Raw genomic sequence first — 17,396 nt, 5'->3', positions numbered from 1 at the left:
ACACAAATAAAAAGTAGCCTGTTGTTTGCATTTTATATTTGTTTCAAAAAAAGCAAGTTCAGCGCACGCTCATGTATTGCTTGTAAACAGCAGTACATGAGAAAGGACATAACATAATGCCGAGCAATACACTTAGAGGACAATTATCGTTACCCGAGCTAATGAAAGACCTTGGCTCACTCGCCAATCACATTCGAGTACCTAGTTTTCCCATTGCTTTAGAAAGCGCTCTTAGTAAGCTTTGCTATTTTGATACCATCATCATGGTCACGTATAAAAAAACGCTAAAACCGCTTTTAATTCATCCCAGTAACCCGAGTGAACAGAGCCACACTCTAAGGATGTATTTAAACCAAGCCTACCTGCTAGACCCTCTGTTTAATGCCATCCAACAAGGTATTACACCAGGCGTATATCGCTTGGTTGACATGGCACCTGATTCATTTGAAGAAACGCAGTACTACCAAACCTGTTACCGTAACTTTGATTTAGTTGATGAGATTAATATCTTAGTAGAATTAGACAAAACAACAACGTGTGCCGTTTCACTAGGTCGTCAAAAAGTAGTGGGATCGATTCGCCGTACAGAATTGAATAATTTGAAAAGTGTCTTCCCTATATTGGAAGCATTGATTCGTCAATTCTGGTTGACGCAAGCAGGGGAGTTTGTTGAACGAGCCTCTAGTTCAGGCCCACTCAAATATGCACTTAAAAGCTTTGCACACGGTGTATTAACGACTCGTGAACAGGAAATTCTAGGACTCTTACTCAAAGGTCACTCGTCAAAGTCCATCGCCAGCGAGCTAGGAATCAGTGCCGGGACAGTTAAAGTTCATCGGAAAAATATTCACGCCAGATTAGACACTTCAACACAGTCTGAGATTTTTACCTTATTCTTAAGTCATCTGGATACATTAGATAGAAAAAAGAGTTAGCTAACATTCCGTTATCGTCTGTATTAGAGATGATTATTCAGGTTCATTAAGATGATGATCAAGTACACAAGTCAGCATCAACTTGAGATCGGCTAGGGTACGCGCAGCACGACGCTCATTTTGGTTTACTACGACCAAATACGTGCTATGAGTCACTTCTAGGTATAAACGTGCAATACGCTCTCGCTCACGAATATGTTTTTTGAAGCCAATACGCTTAAACACTTTGGCCATTTGTGAGATCACCATGTCATCATGGCGTTCGTCCAATTCTCGCAATTCTTGCACCGAGAACATCGCTTGTACCAAGCGTAATACGGCACGCTGTTGTCGGTAGGTACGTAGATTGATATCCACTACTTGATCGATAAAGTGCGCCAGTGTCATGTCCTCTAGAGCCCACTCTTGGATCTCTTTAAGTACTTCTTCGATACTGTCGAGCCATGACTTACCCATGGCATAAAGAATGGCGTGTTTGTTAGGAAAGTAGTGGTACAACGACCCCACCGAAATGCCTACTTCTTTCGCTATAATCGCTGTGTTTAGGTCATTCAATCCAACGGTTTCAAGTAACTCACTGGTGACATCTAAAATTTGCTGAGCACGCTTAATAGAACGAGACTGAACAGGCTCACTGCGGGGTGAAACGGATTGCATAATTTTCATTGTCGTAGGGGGGTTGGCCATGGTCAGGTGTAGCTTCCTTATCAACAGAATACATCAAATATTTGTTTAAATTATACACATACCAAAGAGCACTAAATACACCAATACTTAGGCATTTTTCAAATCACGGCAAACGATCTAACATCGAGTAATACAGCATGCCAGCAACTAACCCCGGCCAGCGTAGCAATGTACCGCCGGGGAAGTCATGGGTAGGCAGCTTTTCAAATGCATCGATTTCTTCTAACGAACCTTGTACTGCCTTGGCAAAAATCGCCCCCGCATAGGTTGCCATTGCCACCCCGTGTCCGGAATAACCATGAGCAACAAATATGTTTTCCTGTTGGCGCGCAATATGCGGCATGCGATTAAGCGTGATGGCAAGCGTACCACCCCAAGCATAGTCAATATGGTAATCACCTAACTCTGGGTAAGTTGCCACCATATGTTTTTTGACGAATCCAGCGATGTCTTTAGGAAAACGTTGACTGTAGTTTTCGCCTCCCCCCCAAAGCATGCGTCTATCACGTGATAAGCGATAATAGTTCACCACAAATTTTGAGTCAGCAACCGCAATACGATCAGGGTTAATACGATCAGCAACGGCTTCAGGCAATGGTTCAGTGGCGATAATAAAGTTATTAATAGGCATTATTTTGCGTGCTGCGGGGCCGTTTAAATGCCCAAGATAACCATTGCAAGCAAACAACAAATAACGACATTTCACTCGGCCTTTCGCTGTCATTACTTCTGGATTCTTACCATCGACATATTCCAATACGGCTGAGTTATCGTAAAGTTTAGCACCGTGAGCCTCTGCGGCTTTTGCCAATCCAAGCGCAAAATTAAGAGGATGAATATGAGCACCTTCTTTGTACCACTCACCACCGTAATACCGATCAGTGCCAAGCTTATCAGATACGGCCTTTGCATCGAGAAAGTCGACACCCTCGTACTTTAGAATGCTGCGTTTATAATGAACCTCTTCTTTAATTTCGTCGGCATGGCGTGACTTAGAGGCCACGTGCAACACGCCCGCTGTTAAATCACAATCAATTTGATATTTCGTAATAAGATCCTTGACCATGGTCACAGAATCAATTGAGGTTTGCCACAGTAGGTCAGCCGTTTCTTTTCCTACTTTACTGACCATATCAGCATGGCCCATATTATGGCCTTGGCAAATTTGCCCTCCATTACGACCCGATGCCCCCCAACCAATTTCATTGGCTTCCAAAAGAATGACTTGGTAACCCGCCTCAGCAAGGTGCAATGCCGCAGATGCACCTGTAAATCCACCACCTATAATACAAATGTCAGCGCTGTGATCGCCCACCAACTGGGGACGACTTCCTAAATTTTTCGCCGTGGCTTCATAATACGATGGTTCGTGTTTATTCAAGATGCACTCCTGTCATAGTTCAAGACTCAATAACCGAATGATTGATCGATTTTATAGGTAGTGTCAATTGTAATCTGAACTTATTTTTTAACGAGGTGTTGATTTAATGATCAAAGTAAAATAATGTTTAAACCGAAGTATTATTCGGGTTAATAGAAAATAAAATTTGATACTCAGAGGCAGTAATTAATAGGTTACTGCTCCAAAAATATTCGTGAAGCAGCCAACTTAAGGTGAGTTATGACAGCGTTTGAAGCTTTTTTAAAAGAGCATGCAATTACTGAAGTCGAGTCAACACTTGCAGATATGACAGGGAACGCACGGGGTAAGTTTTACCCTACCTTCAAATTCCTTGCAGAGAAGACAGGTCGCATTCCAGAAACAGTTCTGGTGCAAAGTGTGACAGGTGATTGGGCCGACAACCATTACGACATTATCGACGCAAGTGATCGTGACATGGTGCTTAAGCCTGATCCAAACACTCTGCGTATGGTGCCATGGGCCGACGAGCCTACCGCTCAAGTAATCAACGACTGTTATACCACCGATGGCAATCTTCATCCGTTGGCTAGTCGTACTATTTTGCGCCACATATTGTCGCTTTACGAAAAAGAAGGTCTAAAGCCCATCATCGCACCAGAAGTCGAATTTTATTTAATCCAACCCAATACGGACCCAGACTATGAACTGAAACCTGCCGTCGGGCGCTCAGGAAAGAGAGAAACATCACGTCGTTCATACAGTATTGATGCCGTAAATGAATTCAATGGCATCATTGATACGCTATACAGTTATTGCGAAGCTCAAAATTTGGATGTTGACACTTTGATTCATGAATCAGGTGCCGCGCAAATGGAAATTAACTTTATTCACGGTGACCCATTAGACCTCGCTGACCAAGTGTTTGTATTCAAACGTACTTTACGTGAAGCAGCGCTTAAGCATGGTGTCTATGCGACCTTTATGGCAAAACCAATGAAAAATGAACCCGGCAGTTCAATGCACATTCACCAAAGTTTAGTAGACGTTAAAACAGGGAAAAACGTTTTTAATGACAACGGTAAACCCAGCGAATTGTTTTACCACTATTTAGGGGGATTACAGAGATTCACGCCTAATGCGATTTCTTTCTTTGCTCCAAACGTCAATTCTTATCGACGTTTCTCGCCAGAAATGGCAGCGCCTATCAATATGAATTGGGGATTTGATAACCGTACCGCTGGGCTACGTATTCCCTTTGCACCACCAGAAGCCACACGTATAGAGAACCGTTTTCCTGGCGCCGACTCCAACCCTTATCTTGCCATCGCTGCGACTCTCGCTTGTGGCTATTTAGGTATGAAACAAAAAATACAGCCAACGGATCCTGTCAAAAACAATGAGCCACCATCCGACTATCCGGAAGTAGAAATTGCCCGAACGCTAGAAGAAGGCTTGCGCCTATTGGAAGAATGCGAACCATTGTGTGACATCCTAGGAAATGACTTTGTTACCGCTTATATGGGCGTAAAACGCAGTGAGTTCGAGACCTTTAACCGGGTCATAAGCTCTTGGGAACGAGAGCATCTTTTGCTCAACGTGTAATCATTTTTAATCTGCTATAGATCATGACAAGGATAAAAAAGCCTTGCGTGGTTTTATATAGCTTTATCATTGAAGGAACCAAATCATGATACAAAAAAATCATAAAATGCGCCAAATATTGCCGATTGTGGGTATCGTCTGTGCGTTAGGTACGACAGCCACCTCTGTATCTGCAGAAACACTAAAATTCTTCAATTGGTCGGATTACATTGCTGAAGATACCATTGAACGTTTTGAAAAAGAAACTGGCATTCAAGTAATACAAGACGTTTTTGACAGCAATGAAGTACTAGAAGCAAAGCTCCTTGCTGGTAGTTCAGGTTATGATTTGGTGGTTCCTACTGCCTCTTTTATGGGCCGTCAAATTCAAGCAGGCGTGTTTGGTAAACTGGACAAAGACCAGCTAACCAACCTAAAACACCTCGATCCAGAACTGTTGTCCTTCCTCGAAGCTGTCGATCCGGGCAACCAATATGGCGTACCGTATTTATGGGGAACAACGGGAATTGGCTACAACGTCGATAAAGTAAAAGAAGTATTAGGGGAAGATGCGCCTGTAAACAGCTGGGACTTAGTATTTAAACCAGAGAACATGGCCAAACTGCAAAAATGTGGTGTTATGTTTTTAGACTCACCAGATGAACTGTACCCACTGACGCTCAACTATTTGGGTAAAAATCCAAACAGTCGCGACCCGAAAGACTACGCACTAGACAGTGAGGCCGCGACCTTACTCAAAAATATTCGTCCCTATGTAAGTCAATTCCATTCTTCTCAATACATCAGCGCGCTTGCTAACGGCGACATCTGTGTGGCCATTGGTTGGTCAGGAGATGTCATTCAAGCACAAGATCGAGCCATCGAAGCGGATAACGGTGTGAACATCGAATACAGTATTCCTAAAGAGGGTACACAGATCTGGTTTGACATGCTCGCGGTGCCTAAAGGCGCTGAAAACAAAGAAGCAGCCTATAAATTTATCAACTTCTTATTGCGCCCTGAAATCATTGCGGATGTATCAAACTACGTTGCTTATGCCAATCCGAACTTAGATGCCATGTCGCTACAAGACCCTGATATTACGAATAATAAAGGCATTTATCCAAGCGATGAAGTGAAGAAAAAAATGTTCGCTCAGAAAGTAAGAGGGTTGAAAATCGATCGTTTAATGGTGCGATTATGGACGGATATTAAAACCGGACACTGATCTAACTTAGCCGTCCTTATAGAAACATAAAAAATGCCTAGCGATTGCTAGGCATTTTTTTCAGATACTTAACAAGAAAACTAAGCAGGAATTTGTTGTGTAATACAGTGCAAATTACCACCCCCTAACAAAATATCACGCGCTGGAATGCCTATAAGTACGTGGTTAGGAAAAGCCGTCTGTAAGACACCATGGGCGATTATGTCGTTTTTTTCATCTAATAATGGATAAAACACGGCGCCATTACAAATTAAACAATTCGCATAAGAGCCTGCCAAACGATCATTCGTTACGCGCTGCATACGGTCTGGCTGTACTAATCCTGAAGCTTCCTCTTCCGTCATAAATAGCGGCCCAGGCATAGGCAACTCATGCACAATAATGTTACGACCACGGGCATCACGCGCGTTAGACAATATTTCTAATGCCTGCTGGCTGATGGCGTATTGAGGGTCTTTTTTATCATAGCAGACTGTCAGTAACACTTCGCCAGGGCGAATAACATGCAAGATGTTGTCGATATGTCCATTGGTTTCATCATTGAATAACCCTAGAGGCAACCAGATAATGGTATCAATAGACAAATATTCTTTAAGCTGCGCTTCAATGTCTTCTCGACTTAAATCAGGATTACGACTCGGATGTAACAAACACTCTTCAGTAGTATAAAGTGTCCCCTCACCATCACAATGAATGGAACCACCTTCAAGAAATAGAGAAGCATCATAGCGTTCTACACCTTCTTGCGAGGCGACGTTAGCAGCAACCAGCTGATCATTTGACCAATCGTCATACAAACCATCCAGTTCACCACCCCAAGCATTAAACTTCCAATTTACAGCACGTTTAACTCCCGCTTCATTAATAAGCATCGTTGGGCCAATGTCCCTCATCCAAGCGTCATTGTAGGCCATAGGAAAAAGCTGAGTAGTACAGGGCAACATACTTTGAGCTTGCGCTTCGAATTCAGGCAAAACCGCTACTTTTACGGTGACATATCCACTTAAGCGTTCAATAAAATGTATAAACGCCGCTTGTGCTGGCAAGCCATTATCGCGCCAATTATCAGGGCGCGTCGGCCATGCTAGCCATACAGTACTCTGTGGACTATGTTCGCCGGGCATCCAGAAATGATCTGCTTTTGGCGTGGTTAACATGATATCTCCTATTAAATTTGGCCATCGAGGGTTTTGATGACGTCATAATGCTCGGGGCGACGGTCACGGAAAAGCCCCCATGCTTTACGCTGGGTGCGAACTTTCTCCAAATCGAACGTATGCACAAGGATACATTCACTGTCACGATCTGCTTGTTCGATGAGCTCACCACGCTCGTCACAAATAAATGACGAGCCATAAAATGTTAGCGCTAAATCACGATGTTCAGCCTGTTCAGTACCAATACGATTAGAAGCAATGACTGGTGTTTGATTCGCTGCTGCGTGGCCACGCATCGTATTGGTCCAATGAGGCATGCTATCGAGATCAGATTGGCTAGGTTCAGACCCAATTGCTGTTGGAAAAAGCAGCAAATCAGCACCCATTAATGCCATGGCACGTGCTGTTTCTGGAAACCATTGATCCCAGCAAATACCCACACCAATACAACCAAATCGAGTATTCCACACTTTAAAACCCGTATCTCCGGGGCTAAAGTAATATTTTTCAAGATAGCCATCGCTGTCTGGAATGTGTGTTTTTCGATAGACGCCAAGTAATTCGCCGCCAGCATCAATCATTGCCAGTGAGTTAAAACGCACTTGTCCAGCTTTCTCAAACCAACTAAATGGCAAAACAACCTTGAGTTCTGCAGCCAGTTCTTGAAAACGTTTAAAAGCCACGTTTTCTTCTAGCCTTGTGGCCAGATTATGATAAGGCTCGTGAATTTCAATGCAAAAATATGGCGTTTCAAACAATTCCTGAATAAGAATAATTTGAGCGCCTTTTGCTGCCGCCAAACGTATTAGCTTTTCAGCACGATCGACGTTATCTTTCTGATTCCACGTGCAATGCATTTGCGTGGCGGCAACGGTTATCTTTGACATAGGCAGAGTTCTCCAAGCGACATTTTATTAAGGTATTTTCATTGTTTTATCGAGCTAAACGATGTTCTTGAGCGAATTAGGTCATATTAGAGAATTCGGAAAATTACGATATACCCCCACGGGGATATGGTGTGAAAGGGCGGTATTCAGTTAATTTAGATTCATAGCCACTCATTAAGCGTTTTTTGTTCAACGACAAAGAAAGGAATTACGTATGAAAACCTATCAAGAATGGCAAGCCCTTCGAAACACTATTGGCCTGCACTCCAACGCTTACATTAATGGTGTTTTTACGCCAGCTCAAAGCGGTGAAACGTTTGATTGCATCAACCCGACAGATGAGTCTTTGCTGGTTAAAGTATCCAGTTGTGATGAAGCGGATGTAAACCTTGCCACTGCAGCCGCAAAAAACGCTTTTAAGAGTGGTGTATGGTCAAACATGCCCCCAAACAAACGCAAACGTATCCTACAAAAATGGGCAGACTTGCTAGAAGAAAACCAAGATGAACTAGCCCTAATCGATACCTTAGATATGGGCAAGTCTATTTCCGAGATGGTCAATATAGACGTGCCAGACTCGATTGACAGTTTACGTTGGTCAGCAGAGTGCATCGATAAACTATATGGTGAAATTGCGCCAACTAATCCTGACCATTTAGCTCTCATTAGCCGTGAGCCACTAGGCGTAGTGGCAATCATTACACCGTGGAATTACCCTCTAATGATGGTAATGTGGAAAATCGCGCCAGCCCTAGCAGCCGGTAACAGTGTGATCTTAAAACCCTCTGAAAAGTCCCCTTTGAGCGCGCTAAGAATTGCCGAGTTAGCAACCCAAGCAGGGGTTCCAAACGGTGTATTCAACGTCCTCCCAGGCTTTGGTCATACCGCGGGGAAATCTCTTGCGCTGCACCATGATATCGGCACCTTGGCCTTTACAGGTTCAAGCCGTGTCGCTGGAATGTTAATGCAATACGCAGGTCAATCCAATATGAAACGGGTTTGGCTCGAAGCAGGTGGGAAATCACCATGCATCGTTTTTGATGACTGTAAAGACATCCCAGCGGCGGCAAAAGGCGCTGCGTCAGCTATCTTCACTAACCAAGGGGAAGTATGTATTGCTTGCTCCCGCTTGTATATTCATCGCAGTATCAAAGACGAATTCATGGTTGCGCTGCTCGACGCAGCAAAAGCCTACGTGCCGGGCGATCCGTTAGACCCTGCAACAAAAATGGGGCCCATGGTCGACAAAGCTCAGCTTGATACCGTGACACGCTTTATAAAAAGTGCGATCGCAGACGGCGCTACGCTTACGTTCGGGGGAATTCCTGATTATCAGAAAGGCCAAGGCTTCTATGCTAAACCGACCATCTTTACGGACGCCAGCCACGAGATGGAATTCGTTCGCGAAGAAATCTTCGGTCCAGTGTTAGCGGTAATGACGTTTGACACTGAAGACGAAGCCATCGAATTAGCAAATGATTCAAAGTACGGTTTAGGTGCATCAATATGGACCAATGATTTAGCACGAGCGCACCGCGTGAGTCGTCTATTAGAGTCCGGCATGGTGTGGGTTAATACATGGGGTGATGGCGACACTACGGTACCATTTGGTGGCGTTAAAGCGTCTGGTAATGGCCGCGATAAGTCTTGGCATGCACTGGAAAAATACACCGAAATTAAAAACACTTGGATTAGCTTAAAATAACAGAGGTTATCTATGTCATCTCCTAATCATGCAAATTCGTATTACGCGGCCTCTGCTAATGACAAAGCCATTCGTCCTCAGCTGACTGGCGAACATCGTTGCGACGTCTGTGTCGTCGGCGCAGGGTTCACCGGTATCTCAACCGCATTAAGCCTAGCCGAAAAAGGCAAGCGGGTAATAGTCGTCGAAGGCAGCCGCATCGGGTTCGGTGCGTCTGGTCGAAATGGTGGTCAGATCGTTAACAGCTTCAACCGTGACATCGACTACATCTTCAAAAGCTATGGCGAAGATATTGGTCAAAAAATGGCAAAGATGGCATTTGCTGGCTCTGAATTGATTCGTCATCGTATCAAAAAATACAATATCGATTGTGATCTAAAGCATGGCAATCTCTTCGCAGCGTGTAACCCAAAACAATTTGAAGACCTTAAAGCCAAAAAAGCGTTATGGGAATCTCACGGCCATAATGAGTTGGAATTGCTCTCTGCATCATCGATTCAAGACCACATCGGATCAGATCGTTACGCAGGTGGCTTGTTAGATCGAAAGGGTGGGCACATTCAGCCATTGAACCTTGTACTAGGCCAAGCAAAAGCCTTTGAAGAACTCGGTGGTCAAATCTTTGAAGACTCCGAAGTCATTCGTCTCGAACAAGGAAAACCTGGCAGAGTCGTGACCAAACAAGGCGTTGTTGTTGCAGACACCATTGTTGTCGCTGGTAATGCTTATATGTTTGGTTTACTTCCAGAGGTAGAGAAAAAAGCCATGCCTTGTGGCACCCAAGTCATCGCCACCGAACCTTTACCTGAAGACATCCAAAAGAAACTGTTACCAACTGGACATTGTGTCGAAGACTGTAACTACTTATTAGATTATTATCGTCTCTCAGGAGACGGTCGGCTAATTTATGGGGGCGGGACAACGTATGGTGCTCGTGATCCAGGCAAAATTGAATCCATTATCGTACCGAAAATGCTCAAAACCTACCCGATTCTTCAAAACGTGAAAATCGACTTTGCATGGACAGGAAACTTTCTTCTGACCATGATGCGTATGCCACAAGTTGGTAAGATTGGCGATAACCTCTACTACGCCCAAGGCTATTCAGGCCACGGTGTGACCAATTCCCATTTGATGGGAGAAATTCTATCCGATGCGATTGACGGTGATACAGAACGCTTTGATGTATTCGCCAGCATGCCACAATATCAATTCCCTGGTGGACGAATGCTCCGTATTCCTTACACAGCAGTTGGTGCGGTGTACTACAATATACGAGATAAACTGGGCATTTAATTCTTATCCTCAATAACGTATCAACATAAAGTAAAGCCGCTTTCGAGCGGCTTTACTTATTTTAAAACTATGGTTTAAGGTCATAATAAAGGCGTTAGATTAGGCTACGCCAATGCCATCGTTATCACGTTAGACAAGCAAGGAAGGTGGTTTATCAAAATTTGGCAAGAACCCATAAAAAAACGGTTAGAGCTTTCGCTCTAACCGTTTTTTGAAAGCATTTTACTATTCAGGCTTTATATGTCTAAGTTCGCTACGTTCAAGGCGTTTTCTTGAATGAAATTACGACGCGGTTCGACTTCATCACCCATTAAGGTCGTGAACATTTGATCCGCTGCAACAGCGTCATCGATGGTAACGCGAAGCATGCGACGTGCTTCAGGGTCCATGGTAGTTTCCCAAAGCTGATCAGGGTTCATCTCACCCAGTCCTTTGTATCGCTGGATTGTCATGCCACGAGACGCTTCTTTCATCAACCACGCTTTCATGTCGCTGATGGTTTTCACGGCTTCACGACGTTCACCACGCTGAATGAAGGATTCTTCACCAAACAATTCCGCTACGGTTTCAGACATAGCGACAATACGTTTGTACTCAGGCGAGTTAAAGAAAGTCCCTTCAAAACGGTAACGGTTCGATACGCCATGAGACATGATGTCGACAACTGGCAAGTAGATATTACGCTCGTCATCTTTTTCAACCGAGAAATCAAAACGGAAACCGGTGCGTGCATCTTGTGGCATTTGATTACGAATGGCTTCGACCCATTCCAATACAGCGGCTTCATTCGTTAGGTTTTCTTGTGTCAGCGCTTTGCAGTACAAAAGTTTGCTCATGACATCTTTTGGATACACACGAGACAAACGATTTAAATCCGTTTCAATGTGAATGTAATCACGAACAAGCTTCGCTAAATACTCACCTTGAATCCCCGGAGCATCTGCGTTGACGTGCATGTGAGCACCATCAAGCGCCACTTCGATAAGATGTTGGTCCATGGCAGCTTCATCTTTGATGTACTGTTCATGCTTACCACGTTTAATTTTGAACAAAGGCGGTTGGGCAATGAAGATGTGTCCACGTTCAATGATTTCTGGCATTTGACGGAAGAAGAAGGTCAACAACAAAGTACGAATGTGCGATCCATCCACATCGGCATCGGTCATGATAACGATACTGTGGTAGCGTAACTTGTCTGCGTTGAATTCGTCACGGCCGATACCACAACCCAGTGCGGTAATTAGAGTGCCGACTTCAACAGACGCCAACATTTTGTCAAAGCGCGCTTTTTCGACGTTAAGGATTTTACCTTTAAGCGGTAAAATCGCTTGAGTACGACGATCACGACCTTGTTTTGCCGAACCACCGGCAGAATCACCCTCCACTAGGTAGATTTCAGAAAGCGCTGGGTCTTTCTCCTGACAGTCAGCCAATTTACCTGGCAAGCCAGCAATGTCTAACGCGCCTTTACGGCGAGTCATATCACGAGCACGACGCGCGGCTTCACGAGCACGAGCCGCATCAATCATCTTATTCACAATGATTTTGGCTTCACCTGGTTTCTCAAGTAAATATTCGGCAAAGCGTTTACTCATTTCCTGCTCTACCGCGGTTTTTACTTCTGAAGACACAAGCTTGTCTTTGGTTTGAGAAGAGAACTTAGGATCTGGCACTTTCACAGACACAATAGCGGTTAAACCTTCACGACTATCATCGCCCGTTGTCGCGACTTTCTGCTTTTTCGCTAGGCCTTCTTTTTCAATAAAGTTGTTTAGCGTACGCGTCAACGCGCCACGAAAACCGGCTAGGTGAGTACCGCCATCGCGTTGTGGAATATTGTTGGTGTAACAGTAGATGTTTTCTTGGAAGCCTTCGTTCCACTGTAATGCGATTTCAACGGCGATGCCGTCTTCTAGGTCATCACGTTGGCAAATAAAGTGGAAGATGTCGTTGATCGGTGTTTTGTTCGTGTTCAAATGTTCTACAAACGAACGTAAACCACCGTCATAGTTAAAAAAATCTTCTTTTCCAGTGCGCTCATCTTTTAGTCGAATAGCCACACCTGAGTTCAAGAATGACAATTCACGTAGACGTTTCGCCAAAATATCATAAACAAATAAGATGTTGTTGAATGTATTAGGGGATGGTTTGAAATGAACGGTGGTGCCTGCGCCGTCAGAATCGCCAACAACCGCCAATGGTGCTTGTGGCACACCATGCACATAAAATTGTTCGTATACTTTGCCATTTTTGCGGATGGTAAGTGTAAGGGCTTCAGATAGGGCGTTTACAACAGAAACCCCAACACCGTGAAGGCCACCAGATACCTTGTAAGAGTTGTCATCGAACTTACCGCCAGCATGCAAGACAGTCATGATCACTTCTGCAGCAGATATACCTTCTTCTTCATGGATATCAACCGGAATACCACGGCCATTATCCGATACAGAGATGGATTCATCTGGGTGAATAAGCACAGTAACAGTGTCACAATGACCAGCAAGGGCTTCATCAATGGAGTTATCCACGACTTCAAATACCATGTGGTGCAAACCAGTACCATCATCCGTATCGCCGATATACATGCCAGGGCGTTTACGTACGGCATCTAGCCCTTTGAGCACCTTGATACTGGACGAATCGTATTTATTTTCACTCATTTAACTCTCCTGCAAACCTTTGCTCAATAGAGACAATTCGCCGTTACTCATAGAAAACTGACGAACGTCTGTTGTGTCGGCCCAAGTAAAATCCGTTGTATCGGGTTCAACACTGGTAATAAAAATTTGGCTGTTTAATGATTCCAATAATTGACAGAGTTTCTGTCTATGATTGGCATCCAACTCTGCTGGTAAATCATCCACTAAAAACACCAGAGGGCGACCCATATCGATCAGTAGTTGTCCTTGAGCAATTTTAAGTGCGGATACCACCAGCTTTAATTGACCACGAGACAGCGAATCTAACGCATCGCCCGTGGCGGTTTTTACACGTAAATCCGCCCTTTGGGGGCCTGTATGTGTGTAACCCAACTCAATATCTCGCTCTCGCCCAGCTTCAACCGCCATTTGTAAACTTTTCTGTGCGTCCCAACCTTGAAAAAACTGCAAATCAACCGACAGTTCTGTCGATAACAAAGACAAAACGGTCGTGAAATGTGGTGTGAGTTTTTCCACATAGGCTTTTCGGGACTCATTCACTTGTCCACCTAAGCGGATCAGTTCCTGATCAAATGCCGCCAATAAACTGTTGGAGATTTTACCACGTCTGAGCAAGGTATTCCGCTGTTTTAATGCTTTTTGCCAGCCTCTCCACGCATGAATGAAGCCTTTATCAAAATGAAAAGCACCCCAGTCGATAAATTGACGTCGAATACTCGGAGATCCTTCTAATAATCGAAACGCATCAGGGTTAATTAGTTGCACAGGTAAGCGTTCAGCAAGCTCTACCACCGATTGTGCTCGTTGCCCTTGGATTCGAACATCAATCTGGCCATCTCGATGACGTTGCAGGCCGATAGGGATAGGATTACCTTGATTTTGATGTAACTGGGCAAAGACGAGACAAGCGTCGTTTTCGTATTGGATATAGGTTTTATGTTTATGGCTTCGAAAGGAACGGCCAAAAGACAAAAGATGGATGGCTTCCAAAACAGAGGTTTTGCCACTGCCATTTTTACCGACAATCACATTCACTTGAGGCGAAGGTTCAAAACGCACACTAGAAAGGTTGCGAACATGAGAGATGTCCAAACGCACCAGCGGCATAACAGATAAACCTTACTTAGGGTAGGGAAGACCCGCTTAGCTATTTAACGTTCTAAAATGCCAAACGGGTTGTATTGCTATCAAACAGATTATTAGGCCGTGTTTACAAACGCATAGGCATGACAACGTATTGCGCGGCATGACTGTCTGCTTCTTCAATCAAAGCACTGCTGTTAGAGTCGTTTAGTGACAAACGTACTTCCTGTGTGTCGACGACACCCAATACGTCCAACAAATAGCCAACATTGAAGCCCACTTCCATATTATCGCCTTGGTATTGAACCAATACGGACTCTTCGGCTTCTTCTTGCTCTGGGTTGTTGGCAAACACTTGCAGCATACCGTTAGACAAAATCAAGCGTACACCACGGTATTTCTCGTTTGATAAAATCGACGCTCGTAAGAAAACCTGACGCAGCTCTAAACGATCTGCGATGATGATTTTTTCATTATTACGAGGAATAACTCGATGGTAGTCAGGAAATTTTCCATCCACCAATTTAGAAGTGAAAATATAATCTGCAACTTTGGCACGGATATGGTTAGTGCCTATAGCAAGCTCAACCAATTCATCTGTGTCATTTAATAGACGGTTTAATTCCAAAACACCTTTACGGGGCACAATAACTTGCGTTAAATCGCCACTCACTTGTGCGTCTTCAACCGCTGTCGCCAACCGATGACCATCGGTTGAAACAACTCGTAACTGGCCATCAGCCACTTCCAATAACATGCCATTCAAGTAATAACGCACATCTTGGTTCGCCATAGCAAAGCCTGTGCGATCAATCAAACGACGCACACTGTTTTGAGGAATAGAAACCGTCAAATCACCTTGCATGTCTTGAATATTTGGAAATTCATCCGCTGGTAACGTAGACAAACTAAAGCGTGAACGGCCAGAGCGGATCACGGCTTTTTGCTCATCCAGTGTAAATTCAATCACTGCGCTGTCAGGTAGGCTTTTACAAATGTCCATCAGCTTACGAGCAGGAACGGTAATACGGCCCTCTTCGCACTCATCTAATGGTACATGACCAATTAACTCTACCTCTAAATCTGAACCGGTAAGGGTTAATATTTGGTCTTTAACTTCAAGCAGAACATTGGCCAAAACAGGCATGGTTTGCTTGCGCTCTACAACGCCTGCCACTAGTTGAAGTGGCTTAAGAAGTGTCTCGCGGACGACTGAAAATTTCATTATTTTCCTCGTAAACTCAAAGTCTTAGACCATCAGGTGGTCAGAATTCGCATCAATTGTTTGTAGTCTTCACGGATATCCGAATCCGTATCTTGCAGTTCTTTTATCTTACGAATCGCATGCAAGGCGGTCGTATGATCACGTCCACCAAATGCATCACCAATCTCTGGCAAACTGTGATTCGTTAATTCTTTTGCTAACGACATCGCCACTTGACGAGGACGAGCAACGGACCGACTACGACGCTTCGACAGTAGATCGCTGATTTTAATTTTGTAGTATTCCGCCACAATTCGCTGGATATTATCAATGTTTACCAGCTTATCTTGCAAGGCCAAAAGGTCTTTTAAGGACTCACGAACAAAATCCGGTGTAATTGCTCGACCCGTAAAATGTGAGTTGGCAATAACACGTTTTAAAGCGCCTTCTAATTCTCGCACGTTTGAACGTATTTTTTGAGCAATAAAGAAAGCGGAGTCATAAGATAACTTAATGCCACTTTCTTCTGCTTTGCTCATCAAAATAGCGACTCGCGTTTCCAATTCTGGCGGTTCAATGGCAACAGTTAGTCCCCAGCCAAAACGAGACTTAAGACGATCTTCTAGCCCTTGAATCTCTTTTGGGTAGCGGTCACAGGTCAGAATCATCTGCTGACCACCTTCTAGTAGCGCATTGAAGGTGTGAAAAAACTCTTCTTGTGTTCGGTCTTTTCCGGCAAAAAACTGAATATCATCAATTAGTAACGCATCAACGGTACGATAATAGCGTTTAAAATCATTAATCGCGTTCAATTGTAGCGCTTTTACCATGTCCGCCACAAAACGTTCAGAATGCAAATAGACGACTTTGGCATTCGGATTATGACGCATTAACTCGGTGCCCACGGCTTGCATTAAGTGAGTTTTACCCAAACCAACGCCGCCATAAATAAACAGAGGGTTGTATGCACCACCGGGATTTTCAGCAACCTGTAATGCGGCCGCATGAGCAAGCTGGTTAGATTTACCTTCTATAAAGTTATCAAAGGTAAATGAATTATTCAGATTCGCACCGTGATTGATCCCACCTTCTACCTGAACTTTACGTTTTGGGGCTGCTAAGGGTAGCTGCCCCTGTTCATAAGGTTCAAGTTCCCCACGTAATCCTCTGCCTGTTGCAGAAAGTGTCAAAGGGGCTTCAAATTCAAGACCCGCTGGTGGCGAACCTTCTTCGTCATCCATTAGTCCAAATCCAGGACGATAGCCGGATTCTCTCGCCACTTCATTATTTAAAGGGCTGGAAGCAGGCGCACTAGGAATGGGAGGGGGAGGTGGAGACATTTGATTTGCTTGAGCAAAGTTTTGAGCTTTCACCGTCAATTTTAAAGGCGGGGCAAGATCATCACCTGCAAATTCAGACAATAACTCTTTTATGCGCATTTGATATTTGTTACTCACCCAATCCAACACAAAACGATTCGGTGCACTTAAGCACAACTCTCCATTCGGCATCATTTCAGCCTGTAATGGACGGATCCAGGTGTTGAACTGGGATGTGGAAAACTCACCCTGCAAGCGCTGCAGACAAAGATTCCAATGCTCCAAAGACAC

General features: G+C 44.2%; 13 protein-coding genes. 5 read left to right on the top strand and 8 right to left on the bottom strand.

Annotated features, from left to right (window positions below; translation table 11 throughout):
* Window positions 1-116: 116 nt before the first annotated feature.
* On the top strand, window positions 117-935 hold the full coding sequence (locus tag MP3633_RS00065) for a response regulator transcription factor (RefSeq protein ID WP_176333955.1): 819 nt from the start codon (window positions 117-119) through the stop codon (window positions 933-935).
* A gap of 33 nt (window positions 936-968) precedes the next feature.
* Here MP3633_RS00065 and MP3633_RS00060 read toward each other — a convergent pair whose 3' ends face one another.
* Window positions 969-1,622 carry a TetR/AcrR family transcriptional regulator gene (locus MP3633_RS00060; protein ID WP_176333954.1) on the bottom strand — a complete coding sequence of 218 codons (654 nt, stop codon included), beginning with the start codon at window positions 1,620-1,622 and terminating at the stop codon, window positions 969-971.
* A gap of 103 nt (window positions 1,623-1,725) precedes the next feature.
* Complete coding sequence (locus tag MP3633_RS00055; protein WP_176333953.1) at window positions 1,726-3,003, bottom strand: NAD(P)/FAD-dependent oxidoreductase; 1,278 nt, start codon at window positions 3,001-3,003, stop codon at window positions 1,726-1,728.
* A 240-nt stretch (window positions 3,004-3,243) separates the two neighbouring features.
* On the opposite strand from MP3633_RS00055, the gene MP3633_RS00050 reads away from it, so the two are divergent.
* Both MP3633_RS00050 and MP3633_RS00045 read left to right on the top strand, forming a co-directional pair.
* Entirely contained in the window at window positions 3,244-4,587 is a 1,344-nt protein-coding gene (locus tag MP3633_RS00050) for a glutamine synthetase family protein (RefSeq protein ID WP_176333952.1), read from the top strand.
* Window positions 4,588-4,672: 85 nt separating this feature from the next.
* A complete protein-coding gene (locus tag MP3633_RS00045) occupies window positions 4,673-5,794 on the top strand; it encodes an extracellular solute-binding protein (RefSeq protein ID WP_280526389.1) in 1,122 nt (373 codons plus the stop codon).
* A gap of 80 nt (window positions 5,795-5,874) precedes the next feature.
* Here MP3633_RS00045 and aguA read toward each other — a convergent pair whose 3' ends face one another.
* Both aguA and aguB read right to left on the bottom strand, forming a co-directional pair.
* Window positions 5,875-6,951 carry an agmatine deiminase gene (aguA, locus tag MP3633_RS00040; RefSeq protein ID WP_176333951.1) on the bottom strand — a complete coding sequence of 359 codons (1,077 nt, stop codon included), beginning with the start codon at window positions 6,949-6,951 and terminating at the stop codon, window positions 5,875-5,877.
* Window positions 6,952-6,962: 11 nt separating this feature from the next.
* Window positions 6,963-7,838, bottom strand: coding sequence for an N-carbamoylputrescine amidase (aguB, locus tag MP3633_RS00035; protein ID WP_176333950.1), 876 nt, complete (start codon window positions 7,836-7,838; stop codon window positions 6,963-6,965).
* Between the two features lie 214 nt (window positions 7,839-8,052).
* Between aguB and MP3633_RS00030 the strand changes: the two genes are divergently transcribed.
* Window positions 8,053-9,543, top strand: coding sequence for an aldehyde dehydrogenase (locus MP3633_RS00030; protein WP_176333949.1), 1,491 nt, complete (start codon window positions 8,053-8,055; stop codon window positions 9,541-9,543).
* 12 nt (window positions 9,544-9,555) lie between these two features.
* The gene (locus MP3633_RS00025) at window positions 9,556-10,839 is read left to right on the top strand and encodes an NAD(P)/FAD-dependent oxidoreductase (protein ID WP_176333948.1); all 1,284 of its coding nucleotides are present in this window, start codon (window positions 9,556-9,558) and stop codon (window positions 10,837-10,839) included.
* Window positions 10,840-11,075: 236 nt separating this feature from the next.
* Here the strand turns inward: MP3633_RS00025 and gyrB are convergent, their stop codons facing one another.
* The 4 genes from gyrB to dnaA all read right to left on the bottom strand — a co-directional run bounded on the left by gyrB (window position 11,076) and on the right by dnaA (window position 17,396).
* A complete protein-coding gene (gyrB, locus tag MP3633_RS00020) occupies window positions 11,076-13,499 on the bottom strand; it encodes a DNA topoisomerase (ATP-hydrolyzing) subunit B (protein ID WP_176333947.1) in 2,424 nt (807 codons plus the stop codon).
* On the bottom strand, window positions 13,500-14,606 hold the full coding sequence (gene recF, locus MP3633_RS00015; protein WP_176333946.1) for a DNA replication/repair protein RecF: 1,107 nt from the start codon (window positions 14,604-14,606) through the stop codon (window positions 13,500-13,502).
* Window positions 14,607-14,709: 103 nt separating this feature from the next.
* Window positions 14,710-15,807 carry a DNA polymerase III subunit beta gene (dnaN, locus tag MP3633_RS00010; RefSeq protein WP_112135443.1) on the bottom strand — a complete coding sequence of 366 codons (1,098 nt, stop codon included), beginning with the start codon at window positions 15,805-15,807 and terminating at the stop codon, window positions 14,710-14,712.
* Window positions 15,808-15,839: 32 nt separating this feature from the next.
* The gene (gene dnaA, locus MP3633_RS00005; RefSeq protein ID WP_112135445.1) at window positions 15,840-17,396 is read right to left on the bottom strand and encodes a chromosomal replication initiator protein DnaA; all 1,557 of its coding nucleotides are present in this window, start codon (window positions 17,394-17,396) and stop codon (window positions 15,840-15,842) included.

The organism is Marinomonas primoryensis (assembly GCF_013372285.1).
Lineage (GTDB): Bacteria > Pseudomonadota > Gammaproteobacteria > Pseudomonadales > Marinomonadaceae > Marinomonas > Marinomonas primoryensis.
This window is presented reverse-complemented; position numbering and strand designations above follow the sequence as displayed.

What these genes read in the sequence shown, in the direction of transcription:
- MP3633_RS00065 (WP_176333955.1), top strand. Translation starts at nt 117, where the DNA reads ATGCCGAGCAATACACTTAGAGGACAATTATCGTTACCCGAGCTAATG.
- dnaN (WP_112135443.1), bottom strand. Translation starts at nt 15,807, where the DNA reads ATGAAATTTTCAGTCGTCCGCGAGACACTTCTTAAGCCACTTCAACTA.
- MP3633_RS00025 (WP_176333948.1), top strand. Translation starts at nt 9,556, where the DNA reads ATGTCATCTCCTAATCATGCAAATTCGTATTACGCGGCCTCTGCTAAT.
- MP3633_RS00030 (WP_176333949.1), top strand. Translation starts at nt 8,053, where the DNA reads ATGAAAACCTATCAAGAATGGCAAGCCCTTCGAAACACTATTGGCCTG.
- aguA (WP_176333951.1), bottom strand. Translation starts at nt 6,951, where the DNA reads ATGTTAACCACGCCAAAAGCAGATCATTTCTGGATGCCCGGCGAACAT.
- gyrB (WP_176333947.1), bottom strand. Translation starts at nt 13,499, where the DNA reads ATGAGTGAAAATAAATACGATTCGTCCAGTATCAAGGTGCTCAAAGGG.
- aguB (WP_176333950.1), bottom strand. Translation starts at nt 7,838, where the DNA reads ATGTCAAAGATAACCGTTGCCGCCACGCAAATGCATTGCACGTGGAAT.
- MP3633_RS00045 (WP_280526389.1), top strand. Translation starts at nt 4,673, where the DNA reads ATGATACAAAAAAATCATAAAATGCGCCAAATATTGCCGATTGTGGGT.
- MP3633_RS00060 (WP_176333954.1), bottom strand. Translation starts at nt 1,622, where the DNA reads ATGGCCAACCCCCCTACGACAATGAAAATTATGCAATCCGTTTCACCC.
- MP3633_RS00050 (WP_176333952.1), top strand. Translation starts at nt 3,244, where the DNA reads ATGACAGCGTTTGAAGCTTTTTTAAAAGAGCATGCAATTACTGAAGTC.
- recF (WP_176333946.1), bottom strand. Translation starts at nt 14,606, where the DNA reads ATGCCGCTGGTGCGTTTGGACATCTCTCATGTTCGCAACCTTTCTAGT.